The organism is Mesorhizobium sp. BR1-1-16, from assembly GCF_020165495.1.
Classification (GTDB): Bacteria; Pseudomonadota; Alphaproteobacteria; order Rhizobiales; family Kaistiaceae; genus Kaistia.
Genome location: NZ_JAIUIE010000001.1, coordinates 894,082 through 917,364 on the forward strand (window position 1 = coordinate 894,082; position 23,283 = coordinate 917,364).

Annotated in this window: 21 protein-coding genes and 1 tRNA gene; 9 read left to right on the forward strand and 13 right to left on the reverse strand. The window is 65.0% G+C overall.

Annotation, left to right across the window (positions count from 1 at the left end; all coding sequences use genetic code 11):
- Nucleotides 1-43: 43 nt before the first annotated feature.
- The 3 genes from LB518_RS04305 to gltX form a co-directional block, all read right to left on the reverse strand.
- Nucleotides 44-391: a lysozyme inhibitor LprI family protein gene (locus LB518_RS04305; protein ID WP_224573406.1), complete on the reverse strand. Its 348-nt coding sequence runs from the start codon at nt 389-391 to the stop codon at nt 44-46.
- 153 nt (nt 392-544) lie between these two features.
- Nucleotides 545-1,837, reverse strand: coding sequence for a citrate synthase (gene gltA, locus LB518_RS04310; protein WP_224573409.1), 1,293 nt, complete (start codon nt 1,835-1,837; stop codon nt 545-547).
- Nucleotides 1,838-2,087: 250 nt separating this feature from the next.
- Entirely contained in the window at nt 2,088-3,506 is a 1,419-nt protein-coding gene (gene gltX / locus LB518_RS04315) for a glutamate--tRNA ligase (protein WP_224573411.1), read from the reverse strand.
- A 125-nt stretch (nt 3,507-3,631) separates the two neighbouring features.
- Here gltX and LB518_RS04320 point away from each other — a divergent pair, with 125 nt between their 5' ends.
- On the forward strand, nt 3,632-6,049 hold the full coding sequence (locus LB518_RS04320) for a ComEC/Rec2 family competence protein (protein WP_224573414.1): 2,418 nt from the start codon (nt 3,632-3,634) through the stop codon (nt 6,047-6,049).
- Here the strand turns inward: LB518_RS04320 and LB518_RS04325 are convergent.
- Nucleotides 6,007-7,593 carry a sensor histidine kinase gene (locus LB518_RS04325; protein WP_224573416.1) on the reverse strand — a complete coding sequence of 529 codons (1,587 nt, stop codon included), beginning with the start codon at nt 7,591-7,593 and terminating at the stop codon, nt 6,007-6,009. The two genes, LB518_RS04320 and LB518_RS04325, sit on opposite strands and share 43 nt — an antisense overlap.
- Nucleotides 7,594-7,692: 99 nt before the next feature.
- On the opposite strand from LB518_RS04325, the gene LB518_RS04330 reads away from it, so the two are divergent.
- The 3 genes from LB518_RS04330 to LB518_RS04340 all read left to right on the forward strand — a co-directional run bounded on the left by LB518_RS04330 (nt 7,693) and on the right by LB518_RS04340 (nt 9,487).
- Nucleotides 7,693-8,370, forward strand: coding sequence for a uracil-DNA glycosylase family protein (locus LB518_RS04330; protein WP_502845790.1), 678 nt, complete (start codon nt 7,693-7,695; stop codon nt 8,368-8,370).
- A 97-nt stretch (nt 8,371-8,467) separates the two neighbouring features.
- Nucleotides 8,468-8,953: an Lrp/AsnC family transcriptional regulator gene (locus LB518_RS04335; RefSeq protein WP_502845791.1), complete on the forward strand. Its 486-nt coding sequence runs from the start codon at nt 8,468-8,470 to the stop codon at nt 8,951-8,953.
- A 78-nt stretch (nt 8,954-9,031) separates the two neighbouring features.
- Nucleotides 9,032-9,487 carry a group III truncated hemoglobin gene (locus LB518_RS04340; RefSeq protein WP_224573421.1) on the forward strand — a complete coding sequence of 152 codons (456 nt, stop codon included), beginning with the start codon at nt 9,032-9,034 and terminating at the stop codon, nt 9,485-9,487.
- Nucleotides 9,488-9,507: 20 nt separating this feature from the next.
- Here LB518_RS04340 and LB518_RS04345 read toward each other — a convergent pair whose 3' ends face one another.
- From LB518_RS04345 to LB518_RS04365, 5 genes are all read right to left on the reverse strand, one after another.
- Entirely contained in the window at nt 9,508-10,194 is a 687-nt protein-coding gene (locus LB518_RS04345; RefSeq protein ID WP_224573424.1) for an ABC transporter permease, read from the reverse strand.
- Nucleotides 10,191-10,904, reverse strand: a complete 714-nt coding sequence (locus LB518_RS04350; protein WP_224573426.1) for an ABC transporter permease — start codon at nt 10,902-10,904, stop codon at nt 10,191-10,193. Before LB518_RS04350 ends, LB518_RS04345 begins: the two co-directional genes overlap by 4 nt.
- Nucleotides 10,905-10,972: 68 nt before the next feature.
- Complete coding sequence (locus LB518_RS04355; RefSeq protein WP_224573428.1) at nt 10,973-11,737, reverse strand: ABC transporter substrate-binding protein; 765 nt, start codon at nt 11,735-11,737, stop codon at nt 10,973-10,975.
- A gap of 175 nt (nt 11,738-11,912) precedes the next feature.
- Nucleotides 11,913-12,515 carry a molybdenum cofactor guanylyltransferase MobA gene (gene mobA, locus LB518_RS04360; protein WP_224573430.1) on the reverse strand — a complete coding sequence of 201 codons (603 nt, stop codon included), beginning with the start codon at nt 12,513-12,515 and terminating at the stop codon, nt 11,913-11,915.
- Nucleotides 12,512-13,714 carry a benzoate/H(+) symporter BenE family transporter gene (locus LB518_RS04365; RefSeq protein ID WP_224573432.1) on the reverse strand — a complete coding sequence of 401 codons (1,203 nt, stop codon included), beginning with the start codon at nt 13,712-13,714 and terminating at the stop codon, nt 12,512-12,514. Before LB518_RS04365 ends, mobA begins: the two co-directional genes overlap by 4 nt.
- A 156-nt stretch (nt 13,715-13,870) precedes the next feature.
- On the opposite strand from LB518_RS04365, the gene LB518_RS04370 reads away from it, so the two are divergent.
- Both LB518_RS04370 and LB518_RS04375 read left to right on the forward strand, forming a co-directional pair.
- Nucleotides 13,871-14,545 carry a GntR family transcriptional regulator gene (locus LB518_RS04370; RefSeq protein ID WP_224573434.1) on the forward strand — a complete coding sequence of 225 codons (675 nt, stop codon included), beginning with the start codon at nt 13,871-13,873 and terminating at the stop codon, nt 14,543-14,545.
- 77 nt (nt 14,546-14,622) lie between these two features.
- A complete protein-coding gene (locus LB518_RS04375; RefSeq protein WP_224573436.1) occupies nt 14,623-14,883 on the forward strand; it encodes a hypothetical protein in 261 nt (86 codons plus the stop codon).
- A gap of 64 nt (nt 14,884-14,947) precedes the next feature.
- Here the strand turns inward: LB518_RS04375 and LB518_RS04380 are convergent, their stop codons facing one another.
- The 3 genes from LB518_RS04380 to LB518_RS04390 all read right to left on the reverse strand — a co-directional run bounded on the left by LB518_RS04380 (nt 14,948) and on the right by LB518_RS04390 (nt 19,084).
- The gene (locus LB518_RS04380) at nt 14,948-16,774 is read right to left on the reverse strand and encodes an ABC transporter ATP-binding protein (protein ID WP_224573439.1); all 1,827 of its coding nucleotides are present in this window, start codon (nt 16,772-16,774) and stop codon (nt 14,948-14,950) included.
- Nucleotides 16,775-17,191: 417 nt separating this feature from the next.
- Nucleotides 17,192-18,256 (reverse strand): Gfo/Idh/MocA family protein, encoded by a 1,065-nt coding sequence (locus tag LB518_RS04385; protein ID WP_224573441.1) that lies wholly within the window; start codon nt 18,254-18,256, stop codon nt 17,192-17,194.
- A gap of 39 nt (nt 18,257-18,295) precedes the next feature.
- Complete coding sequence (locus LB518_RS04390; protein WP_224573443.1) at nt 18,296-19,084, reverse strand: ThuA domain-containing protein; 789 nt, start codon at nt 19,082-19,084, stop codon at nt 18,296-18,298.
- 286 nt (nt 19,085-19,370) lie between these two features.
- On the opposite strand from LB518_RS04390, the gene LB518_RS04395 reads away from it, so the two are divergent.
- Nucleotides 19,371-19,445 (forward strand) — tRNA-Val (locus LB518_RS04395).
- A gap of 7 nt (nt 19,446-19,452) precedes the next feature.
- Here the strand turns inward: LB518_RS04395 and mazG are convergent.
- A complete protein-coding gene (mazG, locus tag LB518_RS04400; protein ID WP_224573452.1) occupies nt 19,453-20,289 on the reverse strand; it encodes a nucleoside triphosphate pyrophosphohydrolase in 837 nt (278 codons plus the stop codon).
- 221 nt (nt 20,290-20,510) lie between these two features.
- Between mazG and LB518_RS04405 the strand changes: the two genes are divergently transcribed.
- Together LB518_RS04405 and arcA are read left to right on the forward strand one after the other, a co-directional pair.
- On the forward strand, nt 20,511-21,944 hold the full coding sequence (locus LB518_RS04405) for a basic amino acid/polyamine antiporter (RefSeq protein ID WP_224573454.1): 1,434 nt from the start codon (nt 20,511-20,513) through the stop codon (nt 21,942-21,944).
- Between the two features lie 29 nt (nt 21,945-21,973).
- Nucleotides 21,974-23,227 (forward strand): arginine deiminase, encoded by a 1,254-nt coding sequence (gene arcA / locus LB518_RS04410; protein WP_224573456.1) that lies wholly within the window; start codon nt 21,974-21,976, stop codon nt 23,225-23,227.
- Nucleotides 23,228-23,283: the final 56 nt, after the last annotated feature.

Here is a 23,283-nt window from a genome sequence, read left to right on the forward strand (position 1 = left end):
GCTCAGCGGCGGACAGAGGCTCATCCTTTCTGTCGCCAGCCAGCTATTGCGCTGGCACCGGGCAGCTCAGATCGCCTTCCTCGCAGCTGAGATAGCGCTTGAAGTCCTTGATCCGCTGTGCGGTCAAATCGTCCTGACAGCTCGCAATAACGGTCGGATAGACACTGCCACCTTGCGACTGCGAGGCCTGGAATGCGCATTCCGCGTCGCGGAACGCAATCCATTTGCGTTGCGATTCCACGAAGAGCTTCTTGGTATCGGCATCCCCGGCCAACCGTGCTTCGATCTTCTTGAACTCAGCGTTCAGGGATCGATCGGCGCTCGACTCGGCAGCGGCAGCTGATGACAAACAAGCTGCCAGCAAAGCTGCAGCGACCACCAGATATTTCATTGCATGCTCCAGCTACAACCCCGACGAGGCTAGCAATGAAGCGTTCGCTGCGCAATTGATGCCCCTTGGCGGCTGGAACGCGGCACGACTGTCTTGAAAAAGGGGACCGACAGCGCTCGGCCGCCGGTCCCTCTTCTCGTCGTTGTCTGTCCCTCAGCGGCGCTTGGAAACCGGGACGTAGTCGCGGCGGTCGGCGCCGGTGTAGAGCTGGCGCGGGCGGCCGATGCGCTGACCCGGGTCTTCGACCATTTCCTTCCACTGGGCGATCCAGCCGACGGTGCGGGCGACCGCGAACAGCACGGTGAACATCGTGGTCGGGAAGCCGAGCGCCTTCAACGTGATGCCCGAATAGAAGTCGATATTCGGATAGAGCTTCTTCTCGATGAAATACTCGTCGCTGAGCGCGATGCGCTCCAGCTCCAGCGCGACTTCGAGCACCGGATCGTCGGTGATGCCGAGCTCGCCGAGCACCTCATGACAGGTGCGCTGCATGATCTTGGCGCGCGGATCGTAGTTCTTGTAGACGCGGTGGCCGAAGCCCATCAGGCGGAACGGATCGTTCTTGTCCTTGGCCCGGGCGATATATTCCGGGATCCGGTCGACCGAGCCGATCTCCTGCAGCATGTTGAGTGCTGCCTCGTTGGCGCCGCCATGAGCCGGTCCCCAGAGGCAGGCGATGCCAGCTGCGATGCAGGCGAAGGGATTGGCGCCCGACGATCCTGCGAGACGCACCGTCGAGGTCGAGGCGTTCTGCTCGTGGTCGGCATGCAGGATGAAGATGCGGTCCATCGCGCGGGCGAGGATGGGGTTGACCTTGTACTCTTCCGCCGGCACCGCGAAGCACATGCGCAGGAAGTTCGACGCATAGTCGAGCGAATTCAGCGGGTAAACGAAGGGCTGGCCGACATGGTACTTGAAGGCCATCGCGGCGATCGTCGGCATCTTGGCGATCAGGCGGAGGCTCGCGACCATCCGCTGGTGCGGGTCCGAGATGTCGGTCGAGTCGTGATAGAAGGCCGAGAGCGCGCCGACGACGCCGACCATGATCGCCATCGGATGGGCGTCGCGGCGGAAGCCGGTGTAGAAGCGCGACATCTGCTCGTGCACCATCGTGTGATAGGTGACGCGCTGGTCGAAATCGGCCTTCTGCGCTGCGGTCGGCAGTTCGCCATAGAGCAGCAGGTAGCAGGTTTCGAGGAAGTCGCCATGCTCGGCGAGCTGGTCGATCGGGTAGCCGCGATAGAGCAGAACGCCTTCGTCGCCATCGATGAAGGTGATCTTTGAGTCGCAGGCGCCGGTCGAGGTGAAGCCGGGGTCATAGGTGAAACGCCCGGTCTTGGCATAGAGCGACCCGATGTCGATCACGTCGGGGCCGATCGTCCCCTCCTTGACGCCGAAGTCCCAGGACTGATCGCCGATCGTAAGTGTCGCTTTGGTTTCGGTCATGCAGCCAACCCCTTGGAGAAAGCGAAATTCTTCTGGCGGGAACCCGGGGCGTCGACGGTCCGGAAGGCCGGCACGGTGCCGCAGGGAAACGAGTGTGCAATTGCGTAGCTCATTTACTGCAGCGCGGCAAGGCAGCCCTCCGGTAGACAATACCGCGCTGCCAGGTGGACAAAAAGATAAGGCCCCCATACGTTGATTCGAGCGCCGCCCGGGCCGTCGCGGACAAGGCGTCCGCAGCGCATTTTGCGCCTCAGACAGCCTGGTCCGAAATGCGTCCGAGGCTCTCCTCGCGGCCGAGCGTCATCAACACATCGAAGATGCCGGGCGAAGTCGAGCGGCCCGTCAGCGCGGCGCGCAGCGGCTGCGCCACCTTGCCGAGCTTCAGCCCTTCGGCCTCGGCGAATGCCTTCACCGCCGCCTCAGTCGCCTCGATCGTCCATGCGGTTTCCAGCAGCACGGCATGCAGCCGGCCGAGCAGGGCGCGGGCGTCGGCATCGAGGATCGCGGCGGCCTTCTCGTCCGGGACGAGCGGGCGGACAGCGAACAGGAACGCGGCGCCGTCCTTGAGTTCAACCAGCGTCTTCGCGCGCTCCTTGAGGCCGGGGAGGGCCATCGCGAGCTGGGCGATCTTGGCCTGGTCGAGCAGTTCGGCGATCGCCGCGCCGCCCGGCAGATGCGGCAGCGTCTCGATGAAGAGAGCGAGCAGCCTGGCGTCGTCCATCGTCCGGATATAGTGGCCGTTGAGGTTTTCGAGCTTCGCGAAATCGAAGCGCGAGGCGGAGCGGCCGACATCGACGATGTCGAACCACTCGACCATCTGCTCGGTCGACATGATCTCCTCGTCGCCATGGCCCCAGCCGAGGCGCACGAGATAGTTCCGCATCGCCTCGGGCAGATAGCCCATGGCGCGATAGGCATCGACGCCGAGCGCGCCGTGGCGCTTAGAGAGCTTGGCTCCATCAGGACCGTGGATCAGCGGGATATGCGCCATGATCGGGACATCCCAGCCCATGGCCGCATAGATGATCATCTGTCGCGCGGCATTGGTCAGGTGATCGTCGCCGCGAATGATGTGGGTGACGCCCATGTCGTGATCATCGACGACGACGGACAGCATGTAGGTCGGGTTGCCGTCGGAGCGCAGCAGCACGAGATCGTCGAGATCCTTGTTCGGGATCACGACGCGGCCCTGCACCTGATCCTCGATCACGGTCTCGCCCTCGAGCGGCGCCTTGATGCGGATCGCCGGCTTGACGCCCTCGGGCGCCTCGGACGGGTCGCGGTCGCGCCAGGTGCCGTCATAGCGCGGCGAACGTCCCTCGGCGCGCGCCTTCTCGCGCATCGCTTCGAGCTCGGCCGGCGTGCAATAGCAGCGATAGGCCTTGCCGGCAGCGAGCATCTCCTCGACGACCGCGCGGTGGCGCGGAGCGCGGGCGAACTGGAACACGGTCTCGCCCTCCCAATCGAGGCCGAGCCATTTCAGGCCGTCGATGATGGCGCCGATCGCCGCTTCCGTGGAGCGTTCGCGGTCGGTGTCCTCGATCCTGAGCAGCATCTTGCCGCCGGTGTGACGGGCATAGAGCCAGTTGAACAGCGCGGTCCGGCCGCCGCCGATATGCAGGAAGCCGGTGGGGGACGGGGCGAAGCGGGTGACGACCGGTTTGGACATGGGCGGTTCCAGGCTGGGCAGTTCGAGGCGGCGCTGATGGGGGAAGCGAGGCGGCTGCGCCGCGTGTTCGCGTTTGTGGGCGCAGCATGTAGCATGGAGCTGCGCTTGGGCGAAAGGCGGGGAACATGGCCGGGGGCGATCGGCGCGAAACGCTTGTCGCGACGGACCGGCCAGCCGAGGGGCGCCGCCGCCGGCTGATGCCGCATATCCCGGGCGGACCGTGGCAGGGCTTCGGCTTCGCGCTCGATCGGCTCTGGCTCGCGATGGGGGCGAGCCTCGAGCGTGAGCTCGATGCGGCGCGCGGCCTTCCTTGGCTCGCAGTGGCGTTCGGTGCCGGCGCGCTTTGCTATTTCGCCCTGCCATCGGAGCCGTTCGCGCCAGCGCTGGTTCTGCTGGCGGTCGGCCTTGTCGCCGCCGCGTGGCGGATGCGGGAAACGACTGGGCTTTTCCGCCTGCTGCTTCTCGGAGCGATGCTGGCGTCCGGCATCGCGGTCACCAAGCTCCGCACCGATCTTGTCGCAGCCCCGATCCTCGAGCGCGAGGTCACGGCGACTGTTACCGGCTGGGTCGAGGGGCGGGAAGGGCGACGCGGCGGCTATCGCTTGACGCTGCGCGTCGCCTCGATTTCCGGCGCCAAGCTCCGCCATCCGCCGACGCGGATCACGGTCACGGTGCGCGGCGCGGCGCCGGAGGTTGGCGATGCGGTCAGCATGCTCGCCCGGCTTCGTCCGCCCTCGGGCCCCGTGCTCCCCGGCGGCTATGATTTCGCGCGCAACGCCTATTATGAGGGGATCGGCGCGACCGGTTTCGCCTATGGACCGTCCAAAACGATCGATCTCGGGCCGGTGCCGCTGACGATCCGGCTCCGCGAACCGCTCGAATATGTCCGCGAGGCGATCCGTATCCGCGTGCTCGCGGCGCTCTCGGGCGACACCGGCCGCGTCGCCTCGGCGCTGATCATCGGCGATCCCGGCGGCATCAGCGACCGCGCGGAGGATGATCTCCGCCAGTCCGGGCTCGCCCATGTCCTGTCCGTCTCGGGGTTGCATATGGTGCTGGTCGCGGGCGCCGCCTTCTGGATGATCCGCGCGCTGCTGGCGCTCGTGCCGACGCTGGCGCTTCGATATCCGATCAAGAAATGGGCGGCGGCCGGCGCGATCGGCGTGACGTTCTTCTATCTCTTGATCTCCGGCCTCGATGTCGCGGCGCAGCGCTCGTTCATCATGACGGCGATCGTCTTCAGCGCCATCCTCGTCGATCGACGCGCCATCTCGATGCGCAATGTCGCGGTGGCGACCTTCGTCGTGCTGATGCTGGCGCCCGAAAGCATCCTCAGCGCGGGCTTCCAGATGTCATTCGCGGCCACGGTCGCGCTGGTAGCCGGCTTCGAGGCCCTGTCGCGATATCGGCGCCGCCGCCGCGGACCTGCTGCCGAACGCTCGATCGCCGGCAGCGTCCTTGGCTGGGTCGCCGCCCTGGTTGCCGGTCTCGCGGTGACGTCGCTGCTCGGCGGCCTCGGCACCACGCCGTTCGCGCTCTATCACTTCCAGCGCATGGCGCCGCTCTCGATCGTCGCCAATGTGCTTGCGATGCCGCTGGTCGATTTCCTGGTGATGCCGATGGCGCTGATTGCCGTGCTGCTGATGCCGTTCGGACTCGACCAGCCCTTCCTCGCGGTGATGGGCTTCGGCATCGACGGCATGATGGTGGTCGCGGACCGTGTCGCCGCCTGGTCGGAGGGGTCGGGTGGTGCCGCGATGCCCTCGGCCGCCGCGCTCTTGATCTTCATCGCCGGCTTTCTCTGGCTCGCGCTGATGGGCGACCGCTGGCGCCTCGCGGGACTCGTGCCGATGTTGCTTGGCGGCGCGATGGCGTTCCTGCCGGCGCGGCCCGACATGCTCATTGCAGCCAACGGCCTGTCGGTCGCCTATCGCGGCGCGGACGGCCGTTTTCAGGTGCTGGCACGCAAGGTCGACAAGTTCGGCGCCGGCATCTGGCTGCGCGCCGATGGTAATCCGCGCGATCCAGCCGACCCGGCCCTGAAGGATGGCACCGCCTGCGACAGCATCGGCTGCGTTGGCCGCCTTCCCGATGGCCGCGTCGTGGCGCTGGCGCTCGATCGCGCCGCCTTCGCAGACGATTGCCGGCTGGCGGCGCTGGTCGTGACGCCTCTGGTCGCGCCCGCGGCTTGCCACGCGATGACCGCCGTCGTCGATCGTCCCCGCCTGGCACGCTCGGGCGCCATTGCGCTGGCGGCGCGGCCCGTTCCGCTGCCGGCTCCGGCCAGTCTGCCGCGATCGCGCGGTGCCGCGATGGCAACGGACAGCGACGAATTCGCGTCGAGTGACGAAGCGATCGTGTCGAGCGACGAGGCAGCCACAGATGCACCGTCCATCGACGCGGACGCTCCGGTCGCGCCGCCGTTTATCGCGACGCATGATGCTGAGGACCCGCCTGATGGCGGCAGTCGGCTCGATGCGCTGTTCGTGGTCGGAACGACCTATCCCGCCGTGCGCCGTGCCTGGATGCCGCCGCTCGATTGAACTGTTTCAGCGACGTGGCGGCGGCGTTCGGGCCGCCGATCGGCCTCCTCGACCACCGGCGGCAGCGGATCCATCACGCGCGAGCGCGGGAAGCAGGCGATCGCTTCGGTGCCTTCGCGCAGCCGCGAGCGCAGTTCGAACGTGCCGTCATGCATGCGCATCATCGCCTGGACGATCGGCAGTCCGAGCCCGGTGCCCTGCTCGGCGCTTTTGATTGCGACGGCGCCCTGTCCGAAGGCGGACATGACGATCGGCAGTTCCTCTTCGGATATGCCGGGGCCATTGTCGCGGATCGAGACATATTGCCCGCCGCCGGCAGTCCAGCCGGCGCGAATGTCGATCGCGCCGCCAGGCGGGGTGAACTTGATCGCGTTCGAGAGCAGATTGAGGATCACCTGGCGCACGGCGCGTTCATCGGCCCAGAGCCGCGGCAGGTTGGGCTCCAGCAGCTGCGTGATCTTGAGGTTCTTGTTGCGCGCCTTGAGGCGGACGAGGTTCTCGCACTCCTCGATGACATGCGCGAGCGTTACGGCTTCCTCATTCAGCTCGTAGCGCCCGGCCTCGATGCGCGAAAGGTCGAGAATCTCGTTGATGAGGGCCAGCAGATGCTGGCCGCTCGAATGGATGTCGCCGGCATATTCGCGATAGGTCGCGTTCTGCATCGGCCCGAGGACCTCGTTCTTCATCACCTCGGAGAAGCCGAGAATGGCGTTGAGCGGCGTCCGCAGCTCATGGCTCATCGTCGCCAGGAAGCGTGACTTGGCGAGATTGGCCTCCTCGGCGCGGCGGCGCGACTCGTCCGAGATCGCCTTGGCGGTTCCGAGCTCGGCGATGAGATGATCCTTCTCGGCCCGATAGCGCATCATGCCCATCGTGGTCGATTGCAGGCGCTGTGACAGCGTCAGGAAGAAGATCTCGCTGCCGATCGAGAGGAAGGAGAGGGCGAGATAGAGCACATCCTGGCGGATCGCGAACAGCGCCACCATGGTCAGCGCGATCGGCGCCGTGCTCGCGACCGCGCCGGCGGGAATGCTCGACGCGAACATGGTGCCGACCGCAAGCATGGTCAGCATGGTCGCGAACTGGAAGATCTCGATGCCGGGGGCCTGCGCATTGGTCGTGGCGACGAGCAGGGCGATCCAAGTCAGCCCGTAGCAAAATTCCGTCGCGACGAAAATGCGGGTCCAGCGGCGGATCGACACCCGGTCGGATGGACTCCTGACGAAGCGGTGGCAGAGAAGGGTGCCGCCGCAATGCACGAAAAGTGTCGCGGCCGCCCAGGCGACGATGACGGCGTGCGGCAGCCAGACCGTCGCCACGAGCGCGACCAGCGCTACGAGTAGCGGCACGGCATAGGCCGCTGACAGGCGCGTGCGCGCATAATGGACCAACAATTCGTGGTCGAAGCTCGGGCTGGTGCCGCTTGTGGAGGCGAGGCTTTCGCGGTGATGGCGCACGGTGCGCGCAAGCGCGCGCCGCCGCTCCGCGCGCTCGCTGTTCATGGCGATCTTGTCGTTCGGAATGAGGTCCGATACGCCGTGCATTCAAAGTTTCCCGGACGGGATGGACCCCGATACTGTCGAGCTTAACCGCTGATGGTTTAAGTCCCCTTTCGACGGGCTGGTTAATGCGGGGTCGCAATGATGCGTCCAACCGATCCGAACGCCGTTCCGGCTGAGCTCGGAGTGGCGTCTTTCGATGATATCGCTACCCGTGCCCGCGCCTGCCGGCTCTGCGTTACGGCGCCGCGTGGCGCGCCGCTGCCGCATGAGCCGCGGCCGGTGATCCGTGGCTCGGCCGAGGCGCGGATCTTGATCGCCGGCCAGGCGCCAGGCACGCGCGTTCACGCCTCCGGCGTCCCATTCGACGATCGCTCGGGCGAAAGGCTGCGCGACTGGATGGGGGTCGACACGGACACCTTCTATGACGAGGGCTTCATCGCGATCCTGCCGATGGGCTTCTGCTTTCCCGGCCTCGACGCCAAGGGTGGCGATCGTCCGCCGCGGCGTGAATGTGCGCCGGCCTGGCGGGCGCCGCTCGTTGCCGTGCTGCCGGCCGTCAAGCTTGTGCTCGCGATCGGCGGCGCGGCGCAGCGCTGGCATCTCGGGCCAGAGGCCGATGGCGGCGTCGACGACACGGTCCGCCGCTGGCGCACTATCGTCGCGTCTGCCACCGCGCCCACCGTCTTCCCGCTGCCGCATCCCTCGTGGCGCAACACGGGCTGGCTGAAGCGCAATCCCTGGTTCGAGACAGAACTGCTACCGGAGCTGCGGGCGCGCATACTCGACCAGCTTGGTCGTCTTGACAGGTCGACGCGTTAGGGAGAGAATATTATTCTCATCTATCGTGCTTGCGGCGGCTCAGGCGGAAAATTCGTCCGGTCGCTCGCTTGGGCACTCTGGGGACAATTCACAGATGATCGATCGGCTCGACAGGAAGATCCTGCAGATCCTGCAGGAGGACGCAACCATCCCGGTCGCCGAGATCGGGCGAAGGGTCGGCCTTTCGACGACGCCCTGCTGGCGGCGCATCCAGAAGCTCGAGGAAGACGGCGTGATCCTCCGCCGCGTCGCTGTGCTTGATCCGCGCAAGGTCAACGCGAAGGTGACCGTGTTCGTCTCGATCACCACGAGCCAGCATAACGAGGAATGGCTGAAGCGCTTCGCCGAGGTGATCCGCGACGTGCCTGAGGTGGTCGAGTTTTACCGCATGAGCGGGCAGGTCGATTATCTGCTGCGCGTCGTCGTGCCCGATATCGAGGCCTATGACGCCTTCTACAAGCGGCTGATCACGCGCATCGACATCGCCGATGTTTCCTCGGCCTTCGCCATGGAACAGATCAAATATGCGACGGCCCTGCCGCTGAACTATGTGCCGCTCGAAAAGGACAAGGGTGTCGCCTGACCGCTTGGCCCTTGATCTCGATCAAGGCTGGCACGCCGTTGGCCGAGCAGAAGTCCGCTGGAGCGGGAGAATGAGACGATGAACCAGCCGACCGATCCACGCGGGCGTGTGCCCCTGACATTGGGCACGCCCGAAGGTGTCGACGAGGATGGCATCCGCCGCCTCGTGCATGGCTTTTATGACGCGGTGCAGGCGGACGCTTTGCTCGGGCCGGTCTTTGCCCGCGAGGTCGAGGATGGCCGCTGGCCGGAACATCTCGCCAAGATGTGCGACTTCTGGTCTTCGGTGCTGCTGAAGACGCGCCGCTATGAGGGCCGCCCGCTGGCGCCGCATCTTCGCCTCGCCGATCTCTCGGATGCGCATTTCGAGCGCTGGCTTTCGCTGTTCGCCGCAACGGCACGGCGCTCGTTCGAGCCCGATGCGGCTGCCGTCGTCATTGCCTTCGCCGAACGGATCGCCAACTCCTTCCGCCTCTCGCGTGCCCTGCACCGCGGCGAGGATACGACCCGCTTGCGGCCGATCGCGGCTGCCTGATCGGCGATTGAACCTGCCGGTCAGTGCTGGCGCACATGCCGCGTCAGCCGCCGCTCGATCAGGTCCCAGACCCGGCGGATGATCTCGACGAGCGCGAGATAGAGCACTGCGGCCCAGAGATAGACCTGGAAATCGAACGAACGCGAATAGGCGAGGCGGGTTACGCCCATCAGATCGAACACCGTGACGATCGCCGCCACCGATGAACCCTTGATCATCAGGATGATCTCGTTGCCGAGCGGGCGAAGCGCCAGCAGCACGGCCTGAGGCACCACGACCATGCGGAAGATGGCCCGCGGCTTGAGGCCGAGCGACATCGCGGCTTCGCTCTGGCCGCGCGGCACCGCCAGGATCGCACCGCGATAGATTTCAGCCTGATAGGCGGCGGTGTTCAACGTGAATGTGAGCGCGCAGCAGAAGAAGGCATCGCGAAACAGCCACCAGAGACCAACCGCCTGCAATTCCGGTCGGAACTGTCCGGCGCCGTAATAGACGAGGAAGGTCTGGGCCAGAAGCGGCGTTCCACGCACGGCATAGACATAAGCAAAGGCGAGGCCGCCGACGAGGCGGTTCTTGCTCATCCGCCCGAGCGCGATCGGAACGGCCAGCAGCGCGCCGAGGCTGATCGCGATGACGACGAGTTGCAGCGTGACCATGAGGCCCTGCAGCATGCGGGGGCCGTAATTCTGCAGCAGCTCCCAGTTCATGCTGCCCGCCTGTGGCCGCGTTCAACGCGCCGTTCGATCGCGGTGATGCCGATCGAGGAGATCATCGACATCGCGAGATAGATGAGGCAGGCGACGCCGAAGAAGAAAAAGGGCTCCTTTGTGACGCGGACCGCGATGCCGGTCATGCGCAGGAGATCATCGAGCGCGATCACCGAAACGAGCGAGGTATCCTTGAGGAGGATCAGCCAGAGATTGGCAAGGCCGGGCAGGGCGAGGCGGATCAGCTGCGGCAGGATGACGAGCCTGAGCGTCGGAAAGGGCCTGAGGCCGAGCGCTTTGGCCGCTTCCCACTGGCCGCGGCTGATGCCGTTGAAGGCGCCGAGCAAGACTTCCGATGCATAGGCCGAAAAGACGACGCCGAGCGCTATCATGCCGGCGACGAAGCCGCTGATCTCGATCGTCTGCCCGGGCACGACCAGGTTGACAAGCTTTTGAAGCGCGATCTGCCCGCCGAAATAGACGATGAAGATCGTCAGCAGCTCGGGCAGTCCGCGAAAAACGGTGGTGTAGAGATTGCCGAAGGCGCGCAGGAGGCGGTTGTCGCTGCGCTTGGCCTGCGCGATCGCCAGGCCGAGAACGAGGCCGAAGGGCAGCGTTGCGAGGGCGAGACGTATCGTCAGCCAGGTACCGGCGGCCAGGGCATTGCCCCAGCCGCCAGGCCCGAAACTGATGAGGCCGAGAAGATCCAAGCCGTTCTTCCTCCGCCGCGCCTTCCGGCCTTGCCGATCGGGCGAGGCCGCGAAGGGCTAGTCCGCGCTCAGTTAGCCCAGATCGAGAACGGGAAATACTCGGCGTTGATCTTGTCGTAGGTGCCGTCGGCCTTGATCGCCTCGATTGCCTTCGAGATGGCGTCGCGGAGGTCGGTGTCCTGCTTGCGCACCGCCGCGCCGATGCCGCCACCGACCGGAACTTCGCCGACGATCTCGCAGCATGCGCCGTCGGATTTCTTCAGCCACTCCATGCCGACGAGCTTATCGACCAGCAAGGCGTCGATGCGGCCCGAGGCCAAATCGAGATTGACCTCGTCCTGCGTCGGATAGAGCTTCACGTCGAAGCCCGGATAGGTCTGCTCGAGATAGCTCGACTGGATGGTCGAGGACTGGGCGCCCAGGGTCTTGCCCTTGAGACCGGCCGGCGAAACATCTGTGATCCCCGATCCCTTCGCGGCGATGAAGGCCGTGGGCGTGTTGTAATAGGCGCGGGAGAAGTCGACGACCTGCTTGCGCTCGTCGGTGATCGACATCGAGGCGAAGATCGCGTCGAACTTGCTCGCCTGCAAGGCGGGGATGAGACCGTCCCAATCCTGGGCGACAAAGGTGCAGGTCGCCTTCAGATTGGCGCAGACCGCCTTGGCGATGTCGATGTCGAAACCTTTGATCTGCTTGTCGGAATCGATGAAATTGAAAGGCGGGAAAGCACCCTCGGTGCCAATGCGGATGGTCGACCAATCCTTGGCCTCCGCCGAGAGAGTAACCGCGACGAGCGTCGCTGCCGTCAGGGCAATTGTCTTGAACAGGCGCATGTTCATGAATCCCAATGTTTCTTCGGCTCCTGAAGGAACCACTGTTCATTGCTAGCATCGGACAGAGTGGATGCACAATCCGGGCGCCTGGCACCTCAGGCACCGGATCGGAACAGCTCCAATTGATCCGCTTGCCTAAGCGTTGAGCGTGCTTTGATAAGCATCACAATCCGCGTCAGACCGCAAGCCACGCCTCGGCGCGGATGAGGTCGTCGGGCGCGTTGACGTTGAAGAAAGGGTCGGGGCCACCGGCAGCGACCGGCCAGGTCGCAACCGAAAAGCCGACGGCGGCGAGGAATCCGCGGACGCCCTGGCTTTTTGCTGTCCTGCGCCAGTCAGCAAGCATCGTCGCGAGGGCGACTGGCCAAAGCGCGAAGACGGGATGGTCGCGGTCGCCGGAGGCCGCGATCACGATCCGGTCGGCCTCGCCCGCGACTTCGGCAAGGCGCGTGACCAGATCGGCTGGCAGCAGCGGACCATCGACCGGCACCGTGACAAGAAGGCGCGGGGGAGAGGCGAGCCGCGCGGCCCAATCGAGCCCCGCCTCGACACCGCCGAGCGGCCCGGTGTCGGGACGATCATCCGCGACGACAGGCAGTCCGAAGCTGGCAAAGCGTGCCGGATCGCCATTGGCATTCAGCGCAAGCGGGCCAACCTGTGGCCCCAGCCGAGCAATCACATGCGCCAGCATCGGCTGCCCGGCCAAGGGCACGAGCGCCTTTTCCCGGCCCATTCGTGTCGAGCCACCGCCTGCGAGGACCAGGCCCGCGACCGTCATCGGCTCCAGCGCTTGTTGAGAAGCATGAAGGCTCCGCCTGCTGCGAGCCCCCAGAATGCCGCGCCTATGCCGAGAAAGGAAAGCCCCGATGCGGCGGTGACGAATGTTACCATCGCTGCGTCTCGATCGGCGGGGTGAGCAACGGCACCGGCCAGAGCGCCGCCGAAGGCTCCGAACAGCGCAAGCCCTGTCGCGGCCTCGATCAGAACCGGCGGTGCGATGGTCAACAGCGCTGCGGCGGTTGTGGCGCCGAGACCGAGCACGAGATAGGTGACCCCGGCCGACAAGGAAGCGATCCAGCGTCGGCCCGGATGGGGGTGCGCGTCGGGGCCGGCGCAGAGCGCGGCCGTGATCGCGGCGAGGTTCAGCGTGTGGCCGCAGAACGGCGCGGCTATGATCGAACCGATTCCTGTCGCGACGAAGATCGAGCTGACCGGCGGATTGTAGCCATTGAGTCGGAGCACCGCGAGGCCGGGCAGGTTCTGCGCCGCCATGGTCACGATGAACAGCGGTACGGCGAGCGAGATCATCGCCGTGGCGCTGAATTGCGGCCAGACAAATGCGATATCGGGCATGAAATGGGCTGACATCAGCCCGCCGGACGGCGCATGCAGCGCGATCATGACGACCGCGGTCGCCACCGCAGCCGGAACGGCCCAGATCCGCTTGATCCGCCCGACGATCGCCCAGACCAGCACCACCGGTATGGCAAGGCTTGGCTCGGTCGCGACCGCCTTGGCCGGGGCAAGACAGAGGCCGAGCAGAATGCCGGCCAGCATCGCGCTGGCCAGCACCGGCGGTATGGACGACACGAGCTTGCCGAACGGCTTGATCATGCCGGCGGCGATAATCAGGACACCCGCGCCGATAAAGGCTCCGATCGCCACCGGGAAGCCGCCATCGAGCATGCCTGTCGCTGCGAACAGGACCGAGCCTGGCGTCGACCAGGCAATCGAAATCGGCAGCTTGTACCGAAGGCTGAAGAGGATCGAGAGAAAGCCCTGCACGATGCAGATGGCAAGAAGGCCCGAAGCCGCCTGGGCTGGCGTGGCGCCAACCGCGATGAAGCCCTGGATGATCACCGTGAAGACGCCGGCATAGCCGACAAAGGCCGCGATGATGCCGGCAAGAACTGGTTGCAGGTCGCCTGAACGTGCGAGGCCGGCCTGAGGATGATCGGAACTGTCCTGGAGGGTCATGCGGGGCTTGCGATAGAGAGGGCGGAGTGCAATTGTTAGATTGGATCCAATCGACAGGCAAGCGGCGCCGACATCTCTGCGCGTCGGGGCATGGGGTCGCGAAGGATCGGTCATCGCCGATGCGCGGGATTAGGTCAGGTAGGGGGAGAGAGCGCTGTGGCATCGCTGGACCAGGTGATCCAGGCCGGGGGGCGACGCTTTCGCACGGCGACGGAATTCGTCGAGGCGACCCTCAAACAGGCGATCCTCTCGGGCGCGCTGCTGCCCGGCACGCCGCTGCGGCAGGAGGAACTGGCGACCCGCTTCGAGATGAGCCGCATGCCGATTCGCGAGGCGCTACGCCAGCTCGAGGCGCAGGGCCTTGTCGACTTCGAACCGCATCGCGGGGCGATCGTCGTCGAGATCACGCTGGCCGACTCGGACGATAATTTCGCGATCCGCAGCGCGCTGGAGCCGCAGGCGCTGCGCCTTTCGCTCCCGCATCTCGGGCCAGACGATTTCGCGCTTGCAGAAGATCTGATCGCCGAGATCGACAGCGAGAACGACCCCGCCCGCATGGGCGAGCTCAATCGGCGCTTTCATATGACCCTCTATGCTGGCGCGGGCCTCCCGCGCCTGCTGGCGCTCACCGAGCAGCATCTGGTGGCCGCAGATCGCTATCTCCGCTTTCACCTTGCGACCGACGGCGACATGGGTCAGGCCGAGCACCGCGCGCTCGTCGCTGCCTGCCGCGCGCGGGATGAGAACGAGGCCGTGGCCGTGCTCAACCGGCATCTCGCACGGGCGCGCGCCGGCCTCAGCGCTTTCTTCGCGGCGCGGGCCGCATCTTGAGCGCGGCGGAACGTTCGGCCCGGCTTTGACATTGATGGGAGAGGCAAGAGGTGCCTCGTCTGCACAGGATTCCCATCATGAAGACAGTCGCGATCGTCGTTTCAACCGTCGCCGCGCTTATGGCGGTGTCCACCATTCCGGCCAGTGCCGTGAGCGCGAGCAAAGCGCGCCAGGTCTGCATCAATGCCGCCGCCACCCAGCACAACGCGCTGAAGGGCAATGTCGAGGTACGCAAGGTGAAGGCCGGCAAGTCGGGAGCCCAGGTCAACCTCGTGGTCAATGACGTCGAGGTGAACTGCATGGTGACCTCGGGCGGCAAGGTCCGCTACATCAACTGATGGCATCGACCAATGAAAACGGGCGGCCCGGGGCCGCCCGCTTTCGGTTTTCATGACTGGTCGCTCACGCTGCGACGTCGAGGCCCTTGGCAAGCTCGAGCGCCTGACGCTCGAACAAACGGCGATAGATGCCGCTGTCGCGCCTGACGAGCACGTCATGCGTGCCTTCCTCGGCGATCTTTCCGCGCTCGAAGACAAGCAGGCGGTCCATCGAGCGAACGGTCGAGAGACGGTGTGCGATGACGATCGCCGTGCGTCCCTCCATCAGCCTCTCCATCGCCTCCTGGATCAACGCCTCTGATTCCGAATCGAGGCTGGACGTTGCCTCGTCGAGGATCAGCACAGGCGCATTGGCAAGGAAGGCCCGCGCAAGCGCGACGCGCTGGCGTTCGCCGCCGGAGAGCTTCACGCCACGCTCGCCCACCAAGGTCTGGTAGCCTTTCGGGAGCCGCCCGATGAAGTCGTGCGCATTGGCGAGCCGCGCCGCCTCGATGATCTCATCCATCGAAGCGCCGGGACGCGCATAGGCGATGTTCTCCGCCAGCGAGCGGTGGAACAGGATCGGCTCCTGCTGCACGATCGCGATCTCGCCGCGCAGCGATGACTGCGTGACATGGGCAATGTCCTGCCCGTCGATCAGGATGCGGCCTCGGTTCACGTCGTAGAGACGCTGGATCAGCTTGACGAAGGTCGTCTTGCCGGATCCCGAATGCCCCACGAGACCAATTTTCTCGCCGGCAGCTATGGTTACGTTGAAATCCTCATAGAGCGGCGTGTCGTGTCCGGCATAATGGAACGTCACGTCGTCGAAGCGGATTTCGCCGGCGCCGATGCGCATCGGCCGTGCATCGGGCTGATCCTCGATGCCGAGCGGCTGGTCCTCTAGGCCGACCAACTCCTCCATGTCGTTGACTGAGCGCTGCAGGTTGCGGACATGCATGCCGACATCCAGCAGATAGCCTTCGAGGACGAAGAACGAGGTCAGCACGAAGGTGACATCGCCGGGGCTTGCTTGTCCCTGCCACCACAGCCACAGGACGAGCCCAATGACGGCGCCGCGCAGGATCACAACCATGGCGTTCTGCGACGTTCCGTTATTGGTGCCTCGGACCCAGGTGCGCGCGGTCCGGACGCGCCACTTGCCGATGATGCCGGCTAGCCGCGCATCCTCGCGCGCCTCGGCGCCGAACGCCTTGACGACCGAGTTGCAGCTGACCGCATCGGCCAAAGCACCGCCGAGCTTGGTGTCCCAGGCATTGGCAAGGCTTGCGGCCGGCGCGACATAGAACAGCGACAGCGACACGGTCACCGTGATGTAGACGACGGAGCCGATCGCCACGATGACGCCCATCATCGGCCAATAGGTGCCCATCAGCAGCGTGGTGCCGACCAGCACGACGATCGACGGCAGCAAAGCCAGGATCAGCGTGTCGTTGAGCTGGTCGAGCGCCCACATGCCGCGCGAGATCTTGCGCACGGTGGAGCCGGCGAAGCTGTTGGCCTGCCAGTTGGTCGAAAAGCGCTGGACGCGGAAGAAGGCATTCTCCGCCACGGTCGACATGATGTTGAGCGTCAGGCGGATGATGCCCATGAAGGCGAGATGCCGCGCGACGACCATGCAGAGGCTGAGCCCCATGACGATCAGGAAGGCCCGCACCGCAATGGCGAGCGCCGCCTCACGCTCGGTGCCGCTCGATGCAAGCGCATCGACGATGCGGCCTGCGAACAGCGGCAGCAGGACATGGGCGAGCGTCTCCAGCAGCATTGCCGAAGCAACGAAGGCGGCGATCTTCTTCTCCTTGCGCCAATGCGCAAAGGTGAAAGCGAAGACTTTTGCGAACGGGCCGGACAGCCAGCGGCTGCGCGGCCGCGGAAATGTGATGCGAACCATGATGACGACCCGGCCGCTCGACGCGGTTCCGGCCTCAAAAAGAAAGACGACGATCGGCGGACGCGGCGCCGCAAGGGCGCGCCGTCACACGGCGAAAAAGAGGAAGCTGGGAGAAGGGCGGAGACCGGGCGCGGCTGAGAGCCGGGGCCGGATGCGCCCGCCGTCCGAACTAATGCCCGGGATGTTCCGGGACGGGGAAGGCAGGCGCGGCAGCCATATGCATCGAAGCCATGCAGTCCTCCCTCGTTGGACGTTTCAGGAGGACAATATGTACTGCAAGTCGTGGCGCATGCCAAGCCGTCGCCGCGGCGAAGTGCCACGTCGAAGCTCTGGAAGCGGGTGTCTGTGTCCAAAAAGACACAAAGCGGCTGCGGGAGTAGAGAATGGGGCCCCGGCCGGAGCCGGGCCGCCGAAGCGCTATTCAGTAACGACGGGCGCAGCCGCATGCAGGGCGCGGGCGGCTTCCTGCGCGAAGCAGAGATCGAGAATGCGCTGCACTTCCGCGGCGCGGCGGAAGGTTGGCTCGTCATTGATCCCGGTGTTGCAGGCCTTGGCGAAGCGCGCATAGGTCGTGGGGACCGGCGGGCATTCAACAGGCTTCCAGCTCGACGAATCGATGTCGGGGCCTTCGCAGATCTTGAGCGAGGAAACCTTGCCGTCGGTCCGGACATCGAGCCCGCCGGCTGTGCCGAACAGGCGCAGCGTCAGGTCGTTGGCATGGCCGGTCGCGAAGCGCGTCGCCGAGATCGTGCCGAGCGCGCCATTGGCGAATTCGGCTGTCATCACGGCGGAGTCGTTCACGTCGAGCGGATAATCGCCGATCTTGTCGCCCTCGGCCTTGTGGAAGGTCTTCAGGCGGCTGTCGATATTGGCGACCTCGCTGTTCGCCGCGAAGCTGGCGAAATCGACGATATGCACGCCGACATCGCCGAGAACGCCCTTCGAGCCATGCTGGGCTGAAAGGCGCCAGAGCCAGCGCGACTCGGTGCGCCAGTCACCCCATGCCTTGCTGACGAGCCAGCTCTGCAGATAGGACGCCTCGAAATAGCGGATGTCGCCAATCGCGCCGGCCATCACCAGTTCGCGCGCCTTCTGCAAGGCGGGCGAGTTGCGATAGGTGAAGTTGACCATGTTGATGACGCCCTTCGCCTCGGCCGTGTCGGCCATTTCGAGGGCGAGGGGGTAGCTGGTCGCGAGCGGCTTCTCGCAGAACACATGCTTGCCGGCGGCGAGCAGGCGCATCGTCGTCGGATAGTGCACCGCATCGGGCGTCACATTGGCGACGGCGTCGAAGCCGCCCCATGCGATTGCCGATTCGAGGTCGGCGAAAAGCTCGGTGATGCCGAACTGCTTGCCGAATGCCTCGCGGCGCGCCGGGTCGGTCTCGACCGCCGCGACGAGTTCAGTGTCGGGCGCTGCGGCAAAAGCTGTTGCGTGGCTGACGGCCATGCTGCCGGTGCCGAGGATAAGGATCTTGGCCATGATGGTGGGTATGAGCTCCTGAGCGCGATACAGCTTCCCCTAGCGGAAGCCAGCCTCGCCAGCCTTGTGCAGCGTTTCGCCCTTGATGGTGAGCGGACCGTTCGGGGCCTTGTCGGCGGGGGTGTTGGGGGCATTGGTGATGCCAGCCCAGGCGGGCGCGGGGTTGTTGGCCCACTTGACCGCGTTCTTCAGCACCTGCTTGACGTCGGTGTTGTAGTAGATCGGGTAGGTTTCATGGCCGGGCGAGAAATAGAAGATCTTGCCGCCGCCGCGCTGGTAAGTCAGGCCCGAGCGGAACACTTCGCCGCCTTCATACCAGGTGACGAACACCGTCTCCATCGGCTCGGGAACCGTGAAGGGCTCGCCATACATCTCGGTCTGCTCGATCTCGAAATAGTCCGAGAGACCCTGAGCGATCTGGTGATTGCGATTGATGACCCAGACCCGTTCCTTCTCGCCAGCCTCGCGCCACTTCAGCGAGCAGGGAGTGCCCATGAGCCGCTTGAAGATCTTCGAGAAATGGCCGGAATGCAGGACGAGGAGGCCCATGCCTTCCCAGACGCGATTGGCGACGCGCTCGACGATCTCGTCGGAGACCTCGCCATGCGCCTTGTGGCCCCACCAGATCAGCACGTCGGTCTTGGCGAGGCGCTCGACGGAAAGCCCGTGCTCGGGCTCCTGCAGCGTCGCGGTCGACGCTTCGATCATGGGGTCTTCGCCGAGACCCTTCGCGATCGTGGTGTGCATGCCTTCCGGATAGATTTTCCGGACCGTCTCGTTCTCCTGCTCGTGAACGTTCTCGCCCCAGACGACGACGCGGATCGTCATGATCTCATTCTCCCTTGAGGGTTCCTCGGTGACACTTTCGACCCGCGGCACGGGCGCATTTCGGAGGCGACTCGAGATGGGCGCGGGGGGGCCGCTTGTGCCCATCCAAAGCGCTTTGGATGATCAGCGGCTTATCTATAGCGCGCCGTACGGTGGATACAATATGGTCTGGTGAGCGCCGATGCAGGCTTTTGCAAGGCTGGCGAAAAACCGGCTCGGTCGCCCGCTTGACGCGGCGGCGGCCATGTCTCTATATGCCGCCATCTCGTCGGCGCGTCCGGCGAAAGGGCGGTTAGCTCAGCGGGAGAGCATTCGCTTCACACGCGAAGGGTCACTGGTTCAATCCCAGTACCGCCCACCATTTCCACCTATTCCCGATCCGGCAGCGTCTTCGCCTCTGCCCAGAGCGTTTCCATCTCGTCGAGGCTCGCTTCACCGGGGCTGCGTCCGATTTCAAAGAGGCGCTGCTCGACATGGCCGAAACGTCGACGGAATTTCTCGTTGGTGCCGCGCAGCGCGGTGTCGGGATCGATATCGAGATGGCGCGCGAGGTTGACGACGGCGAAGAGCAGATCGCCGACTTCGTCCTGCAGCCGCGCCGGGGCGTGCTCCGGTCTGGCGAGTTCCTCCTCGACCTCCTCGATCTCCTCCCGCATCTTGGCGATCACGGCATTCGGGTCGTTCCAGTCGAACCCGACCGTCGATGCCTTCTTCTGCAGGGCGACCGCGCGCGCGAGCGGCGGCAGGCCGGCGGGAACCTGGCCGAGCAGCCCCGGCGCTGATTCGTCTGGCAAGCCGGCTGCGGCCCGGCGCTCGGCGCGCAGCCGCTTCTCCTCGGCCTTGATCTCATTCCAGAAGCCTTTGGCCGAGCCGGCGCTGCGCGCCTCGGCGCTGCCAAAGACATGCGGATGCCGGCGGATCATCTTGGACGTGATGCTCTCGACGACGTCGCCAAACGCGAACGCGCCTTCCTCTTCGGCCAGGCGCGCGTGATAGACGACCTGCAGCAGCAGATCGCCAAGCTCCTCCTGCAGGTCGCCACGATCGCCACGCTCGATGGCGTCGGCAACTTCATAGGCCTCCTCGATCGTATAGGGCGCGATCGTCTCGAACGTCTGCTCGACATCCCAGGGACAACCGCCGACCGGCGCGCGCAACGCCGCCATGATCTCGATAAGGCGGGCGATATCGCGCGAAGGCTGCATGGCTCGGTCCTTGGCAAGGTTTTCAGGAGGCGGAGCGTCCCGGCATCGGCCGCGCTCGTCAAGCCGGTGTAGAGCGACAACGAAATCAAAGACTGCCTCTTTTTTGGACGCTCTGCACAGGGATGGAACGCACGGCTCATGCTCCCGGGCCCGCTAAGGTGCATAGATGCGGCAAGCCGCGATCACCGGCGCGCAGGTCACAACGAGATCGAGGGCAGGAAATGGCTTCCAGGACGACGGGGAAGATGTCGCTTCCCATGCTGACCGCCATGGTTGTCGGCTCGATGGTCGGCGCCGGCATCTTCAACCTGCCGGGCCGCTTCGGCACGGCGACAGGCCCGTTCGGCGCCATCATCGCCTGGGCGATCGCCGGCACTGGCATGTACATGCTGGCGCGGGTCTTCCAGGCCCTGGCCGAGAAGAAACCCGAAATCGATTCCGGCGTGTTCGCCTATGCCAAGGCTGGTTTCGGCGACTATATGGGCTTCCTGTCGGCCTTCGGATACTGGCTCGGCAGCTGCCTCGGCAACGTCTTCTACTGGGTGCTCATCGGCTCGACGCTCGGGCGCTTCTTTCCCGAAATATTCGGCGACGGCAGCAGCCCGACCGCGATTATCGTCTCGCTGATCGGCATCTGGGCGTTTCATTTTATGATTCTGCGCGGGGTCGAGCAGGCCGCCTTCATCAACGGTGTCGTGACAGTCGCCAAGATCGTCCCGATCATCGTGGCGATCATCATCTTCATCTTCGTTTTCAACTACAGCCAGTTTTCCGAGAATTTCTTCGGCGGCATCGGCATGCCCGACAAGTCGCTGTTCCAGCAGGTGCGTGACACCATGCTGATCACCGTCTTCGTCTTCCTCGGCATCGAAGGTGCCAGCGTCTATTCGCGCTTCGCCAAGACGCGGGCCGATGTCGGTTCGGCCACTATTCTCGGCTTTGTCGGTGTCATGGGGCTGATGGTCGCCGTCACGCTGCTGCCTTACGCAGCCATGCCACGCGCCACCATTGCGGGCGTCCAGCAGCCTTCGCTTGCCGGTGTGCTGGAAATCGTCGTCGGCCATTGGGGCGCGGTGTTCATCTCCATCGGCGTGCTCATTTCGGTGCTCGGCGCCTATCTCGCCTGGTCGCTGATCTGCGCTGAGGTTCTGTTCGCCGCCGCCAAGTCGCAGGACATGCCGCGGCTCTTCGCTGCCCAGAACGGCAACAAGGTGCCGGCCAATGCGCTCTGGTTGACCAATATCGTCGTGTCGCTGTTCGTGATCTCGACCTACTGGTCGCGCGACGCCTTCAACTTCATGCTCGACATGACGAGCGTGACGTCGCTGCTGCCCTATCTGCTGGTGGCCGGCTATGGCGTGCTCATCGCCCGGCGCGGCGAAGGCTATGAGACGACGCCGCTGGAGCGCCGCCGCGACCAGATCTTCGCGTCTATCGCTGTCGCCTACACGATCGTCATGTTCCTGGCGGCGGGTCTCAAATACGTACTGCTCGTCGCAGTCCTCTATGTGCCCGGCACCGTGCTCTATGTCTGGGCTCGGCGCGAGCAGAACGCTCGCCTGTTCTCATCGCCAGAACTCATCGCCTTCGCCGTCACGGCGCTCGCCGCCGTTGCCGGCGCTGTCGGTCTCGTGACCGGCGTCATCACGCCTTGACATCAACGCCGTACAGAAGGGTCGAAACCATGGCCGAAACCGCGACACCCACCCCGTTCGGGGTTCATTCCGAAGTCGGTCAGCTCCGCAAGGTCATGGTCTGCGCGCCGGGGCGGGCCCATCAGCGCCTGACGCCCAGCAATTGTGACGAACTGCTGTTCGACGACGTCCTCTGGGTCGACAATGCCAAGCGGGACCACTTCGATTTCGTCAACAAGATGCGCGACCGCGGCATCGATGTCGTCGAAATGCACAATCTGCTGACCGAAACCGTCGCAATTCCTGAAGCGAAGGCGTGGATCCTCGACAACCAGATCATCCCCAACCAGGTCGGTCTCGGCCTCGTCGACGAGATCCGGAGCTATCTGGAAGGTTTGCCGCATCGTGAACTTGCCGAAACGCTGATCGGCGGGCTTTCGACGGAAGAGTTTCCGGATATCCATGGCGGCGAGATGCTGAAGCTGGTTCGCGAGGCGGCCGGGGTCACCGAATATCTGCTGCCGCCGCTGCCGAACACGCTCTACACCCGCGACACGACCTGCTGGATCTATGGCGGCGTCACCATCAATTCCCTGTTCTGGAAGGCGCGCCACGAGGAGCCGATCCTCGCCGCGGCTATCTATCGCTTCCATCCCGATTTTGCCGGCCGCGTGAAGGTCTGGTGGGGCGATCCGACTGCGGATTGGGGCATGGCCACCTTTGAGGGCGGCGACGTCATGCCAATCGGCAAGGGCAATGTGCTGATCGGCATGAGCGAGCGCACCTCCCGCCAGGCGATCAGCCAGGTCGCCGAGCGGCTGTTCGCGGAAGGGGGCGCCGAGCGTGTCATCGTCGCGGCCATGCCCAAGCTTCGGGCGGCGATGCATCTCGACACCGTGTTCACCTTCGCGGATCGCGACTGCGTCCTGTCCTATCCGGACATCGTCGATGGCATCCAGGCCTTCTCCTACCGGCCAGATGGCAATGGCGGCCTCGAACTGCACAAGGACAAGGGCACGTTCATCGAAACCGTGCGCGATGCGCTTGGCCTCAAGAAGATGCGGGTCGTCGAGACGGGCGGCAACGCCTATATGCGCGAGCGCACACAATGGGACTCCGGCGCCAACCTTGTCTGCGCCGCGCCGGGCGTCGTCTACGCCTATGACCGCAACACCTATACCAACACGCTGCTGCGCAAGGCCGGCATCGAGGTCATCACAATCACCGGCGCCGAACTCGGCCGCGGTCGCGGCGGCGGTCATTGCATGACCTGCCCGATCATTCGCGACGCAGTCGACTACTGACCGGGACCCTGTCCTGGGGGCAGGACGGATCGTGCGGCCGTCGCGATGCCGCGACT

What these genes read in the sequence shown, in the direction of transcription:
- LB518_RS04330 (WP_502845790.1), top strand. Translation starts at nt 7,693, where the DNA reads ATGCGTCCAACCGATCCGAACGCCGTTCCGGCTGAGCTCGGAGTGGCG.
- gltA (WP_224573409.1), bottom strand. Translation starts at nt 1,837, where the DNA reads ATGACCGAAACCAAAGCGACACTTACGATCGGCGATCAGTCCTGGGAC.
- LB518_RS04305 (WP_224573406.1), bottom strand. Translation starts at nt 391, where the DNA reads ATGAAATATCTGGTGGTCGCTGCAGCTTTGCTGGCAGCTTGTTTGTCA.
- LB518_RS04325 (WP_224573416.1), bottom strand. Translation starts at nt 7,593, where the DNA reads ATGCACGGCGTATCGGACCTCATTCCGAACGACAAGATCGCCATGAAC.
- LB518_RS04345 (WP_224573424.1), bottom strand. Translation starts at nt 10,194, where the DNA reads ATGAACTGGGAGCTGCTGCAGAATTACGGCCCCCGCATGCTGCAGGGC.
- mazG (WP_224573452.1), bottom strand. Translation starts at nt 20,289, where the DNA reads ATGCAGCCTTCGCGCGATATCGCCCGCCTTATCGAGATCATGGCGGCG.
- LB518_RS04375 (WP_224573436.1), top strand. Translation starts at nt 14,623, where the DNA reads ATGAAGACAGTCGCGATCGTCGTTTCAACCGTCGCCGCGCTTATGGCG.
- LB518_RS04380 (WP_224573439.1), bottom strand. Translation starts at nt 16,774, where the DNA reads ATGGTTCGCATCACATTTCCGCGGCCGCGCAGCCGCTGGCTGTCCGGC.
- LB518_RS04365 (WP_224573432.1), bottom strand. Translation starts at nt 13,714, where the DNA reads ATGACCCTCCAGGACAGTTCCGATCATCCTCAGGCCGGCCTCGCACGT.
- gltX (WP_224573411.1), bottom strand. Translation starts at nt 3,506, where the DNA reads ATGTCCAAACCGGTCGTCACCCGCTTCGCCCCGTCCCCCACCGGCTTC.
- LB518_RS04390 (WP_224573443.1), bottom strand. Translation starts at nt 19,084, where the DNA reads ATGACGATCCGCGTCGTCGTCTGGGGCGAGAACGTTCACGAGCAGGAG.
- LB518_RS04355 (WP_224573428.1), bottom strand. Translation starts at nt 11,737, where the DNA reads ATGCGCCTGTTCAAGACAATTGCCCTGACGGCAGCGACGCTCGTCGCG.
- LB518_RS04320 (WP_224573414.1), top strand. Translation starts at nt 3,632, where the DNA reads ATGGCCGGGGGCGATCGGCGCGAAACGCTTGTCGCGACGGACCGGCCA.
- mobA (WP_224573430.1), bottom strand. Translation starts at nt 12,515, where the DNA reads ATGACGGTCGCGGGCCTGGTCCTCGCAGGCGGTGGCTCGACACGAATG.
- LB518_RS04340 (WP_224573421.1), top strand. Translation starts at nt 9,032, where the DNA reads ATGAACCAGCCGACCGATCCACGCGGGCGTGTGCCCCTGACATTGGGC.
- LB518_RS04405 (WP_224573454.1), top strand. Translation starts at nt 20,511, where the DNA reads ATGGCTTCCAGGACGACGGGGAAGATGTCGCTTCCCATGCTGACCGCC.
- arcA (WP_224573456.1), top strand. Translation starts at nt 21,974, where the DNA reads ATGGCCGAAACCGCGACACCCACCCCGTTCGGGGTTCATTCCGAAGTC.
- LB518_RS04385 (WP_224573441.1), bottom strand. Translation starts at nt 18,256, where the DNA reads ATGGCCAAGATCCTTATCCTCGGCACCGGCAGCATGGCCGTCAGCCAC.